Origin of the sequence: Microbacterium sp. CCH5-D1 (assembly GCF_001557335.1) — a bacterium.
GTDB lineage: Bacteria > Actinomycetota > Actinomycetes > Actinomycetales > Microbacteriaceae > Microbacterium > Microbacterium oxydans.
On the sequence record NZ_LSJW01000298.1, the window covers coordinates 1 to 3,167 of the forward strand.

The window sequence follows — 3,167 nt, forward strand, 5'->3', positions numbered from 1 at the left end:
CCGTGCTTGGTCGCGGCGTACGCGGGAGATCCGAGTCCCCCGAGGAACGAGAACAGCGAGGCGATGTTGATGATCTTGCCCGAGCCCTGCGGGATCATCCGCTTCGCGGCCTCGTGCGACATTTCGAACGCGGCGGTGAGGTTCACCGCGACCATGGGGTCCCACTGCACGCGCCCGAACTCGGTGACGTCGGCGATGCGGCTGATCCCGGCCGAGTTGACCAGAACGTCCACGCCCCCGAACGCCTCGACGCATGCGTCGATCACGCGCGCGGGTGCGCCCTCCGCCGTGATGTCGACGCGGAGTTCCCGGTAGCCGACACCCGCCTCGGCGAGGAGAGCTGCGGTCTCGCCGCCGTCGTCGAACAGCGTCGGAACGAACATGTCGGCACCCGCTTTGGCGAGAGCGAGGGTGAACGCCTGGCCGAGACCGGTGTTGCCCCCGGTGACGATCGCCCGCTTGCCCCGGAGGGAGAAGTGGTCGAGGGAGAAGTCGGTGATGTGCACGGATGATCCTTCAGGAGTGGGTGCCGACGAAGGGATCGGCGATGCCGATGTAGGTCGTCTCGAGGTACTCGTCGATGCCCTCGAAGCCGCCCTCGCGACCGATGCCGGACTGCTTGACGCCACCGAACGGCGCAGCCGGGTTCGACACGAGTCCGGTGTTGAGGCCGAACATGCCGGTCTCCAGACGCTCGGCGAGGCGCAGCGCCCGGTTCAGGTCGCGGGTGTACGCGAAGCACACCAGCCCGTACTCGCTCGCGTTGGCGAGGCGCACGGCCTCGTCCTCGTCGCGGAACACGGTGATGGGCGCGACGGGTCCGAAGATCTCCTCCTGGAGGATGCGGGCGTCCTGCGGCACGTCCACGAGCACGGTCGCCGGGTAGAAGTAGCCGCGCCCCTGGGGGATGCTGCCGCCGAGTGCGATGCTCGCTCCGTCCTCCAGCGCGCCGGACACGAGGTCGGCGACCTTCTTGCGGGTCGACTCGTCCACGAGCGGCCCGAGGGTCGACTCCGGGTCGGTGCCGCGGGCGTTGACGTACCCTGCCATGCGTTCAACGAGCCGCGAGGTGAATTCCTCCGCCACGCTCTCGTGCACGAGGAAGCGGTTCGCGGCGACGCAGGCCTCGCCGCCGTTGCGGAGCTTTGCGAGCAGGGCACCCTCGACCGCGGCGTCCACGTCAGCGTCGTCGAACACGAGGAAGGGGGCGTTGCCTCCGAGTTCCATCGAGACGCGGAGCACCTGGTGCGCGGCGTCCGCGATGAGGCGGCGCCCCACTTCGGTTGATCCGGTGAACGAGAGTTTGCGCAGTCGCGGGTCGGTGATGAGCGGGCCCGTGACCGCGCCGGCGCGGGTCGTGGGGATGACGTTCACGACGCCGTCCGGCACTCCGGCCTCGCGGAGCACCTCGGCGAACAGGAGTGCGGTGAGCGGTGTGAGCGCGGCGGGCTTGAGCACCGAGGTGCAGCCGGCCGCGAGTGCCGGCGCGATCTTGCGCGTGGCCATCGCGAGCGGGAAGTTCCACGGGGTGATGAGCAGGCTCGGACCGACCGGTCGCTTCGCGACGAGCAGTCGGTTGCGGCCGTCGGGAGCGGTGGCGTATCGCCCGGAGATGCGGGGTGCTTCTTCCGAGAACCAGCGCAGGAACTCGGCGCCGTACGCGACCTCGGCGCGCGATTCGGCGAGAGGCTTGCCCATCTCGAGCGTCATGACGAGTGCGAAGTCCTCGGCGCGGGCCGTGACGAGCTCGAACGCCCGGCGCAGGATCTCCCCGCGCTGTCGCGGAGCAGTGGCGGCCCAGGCGGTCTGCGCCGCAGCAGCAGCGTCGAGTGCGGCCATGCCGTCCTCGGGCGTCGCATCGGCGACATGGGCGAGCACCTCACCCGTCGACGGGTCGTGCACCTCGAAGGTGTGGCCGGAGGTCGCTTCCCGCCACTGACCGCCGATCAGCAGGCCGGTGGGGACGGAGGCGATGACCTCGGCCTCGCGTGCCGCGGTCATGCGGGCATCTCCCGACGGAGGTCGCGGCCGAGTAGTTCCTCGTAGAGACGCACGGGCGTCATCTCCCCGGCGCGGTCGCCGTAGCTCGCGCGGGCTCGACGGAAGATCTGCTCGACGAGGGAGGACAGCTCGACCGGCATCCCGACCGAGCGGGCCAGATCGACGGAGAGACCGAGGTCCTTGCAGGCGAGGGCGATCGCGAAGCCCTCGTCGTAGTCGCCGTGGTCGAGGATCGACAACACGTCGCGTGAGACGAAGGTGCTGTTCGCGGGGCTCGCGATGAGCGCGTCCCGCAGCACGCCAAGGTCGACCCCCGCGGCGACGCCGACCGACAGCACCTCCGCCGTCGCGACCAGGTGGGAGAACCACAGCTGGTTGATCATGAGCTTCACGGCGTAGCCTGCGCCGGGCCCGCCGACGTGCAGGATCCGCTCCGGGTCCCCCATCGCCTCGAACACGGGACGCAGCCGCTGCACATCGTCGGCGTCACCACCGACGAAGATCTGCAGCATCCCGTTCGCGGCGCCCACTGACATCCCACTGACGGGGGCGTCGAGCAGGTGCAGTCCGCGGCCGGCGGTCGCGGCGCGCACACCGTCCAGCACGTCCGGCACCGAGGTCGACATGTCGATCCAGGTACCGCCGTCCGGCAGCCCCACCACGAGGCCGTCAGGCCCCGAGGCGACGGCCTCGACGTGCTTGGGCGTCGGCAGCATCGTGATGATGAGGTCACTGGCGGCGGCGACCTCGCGAGGGGTCTCAGCCCACCGGGCACCGCCCTCGATCAGGTCGGACGCCGACTCGCGGCGCAGATCGGTCACGACCAGCGGGAAGCCCGCGGCCTGCAGGTTGCGGGTCATTCCTGACCCCATGTTGCCGAGTCCGATGAACCCGACGGTGGGTCGGGTCCCGACCGGCGTTGGGTCGAGGACGGGGGTGGGAGAGCTCATGGGTGATGCGTGTCCTTTGTGGATCAGGCGGATGCGGTGGAAGGGGTGTAGAACGGATTGGTCGGCGCGTGCCGGGCTTCCAGCACGGCGTCGAGCTTGGGCAGGCCCGCCGCGCCGTTCGCGAGCGCGGTGCGTGTCGCCTCGCGGTTGTTGCGGTAGACCGTGTCGGCGTCGTCGGCCGCCGGATTGACCCACACTGCGGCGATGAGGGCGTGC

General features: G+C 70.2%; 4 protein-coding genes. All 4 read right to left on the reverse strand.

Going from position 1 to position 3,167, the window contains the following annotated elements:
• Positions 1-506, reverse strand: a 506-nt coding sequence (locus tag AX744_RS17915) for an SDR family NAD(P)-dependent oxidoreductase (RefSeq protein WP_061018457.1), incomplete at its 3' end; no start/stop codon positions are given.
• A gap of 10 nt (positions 507-516) precedes the next feature.
• Entirely contained in the window at positions 517-2,001 is a 1,485-nt protein-coding gene (locus AX744_RS17920) for an NAD-dependent succinate-semialdehyde dehydrogenase (RefSeq protein ID WP_017201958.1), read from the reverse strand.
• Positions 1,998-2,951: an NAD(P)-dependent oxidoreductase gene (locus tag AX744_RS17925; RefSeq protein ID WP_017201957.1), complete on the reverse strand. Its 954-nt coding sequence runs from the start codon at positions 2,949-2,951 to the stop codon at positions 1,998-2,000. Before AX744_RS17925 ends, AX744_RS17920 begins: the two co-directional genes overlap by 4 nt.
• Positions 2,952-2,974: 23 nt before the next feature.
• A partial coding sequence (locus AX744_RS17930) for a formaldehyde-activating enzyme (RefSeq protein ID WP_197429280.1) occupies positions 2,975-3,167 on the reverse strand: 193 nt, incomplete at its 5' end.

Excerpts from the sequence above, each read along its gene's own strand:
- AX744_RS17920 (WP_017201958.1), bottom strand. The coding sequence starts at position 2,001 with ATGACCGCGGCACGCGAGGCCGAGGTCATCGCCTCCGTCCCCACCGGC.
- AX744_RS17925 (WP_017201957.1), bottom strand. The coding sequence starts at position 2,951 with ATGAGCTCTCCCACCCCCGTCCTCGACCCAACGCCGGTCGGGACCCGA.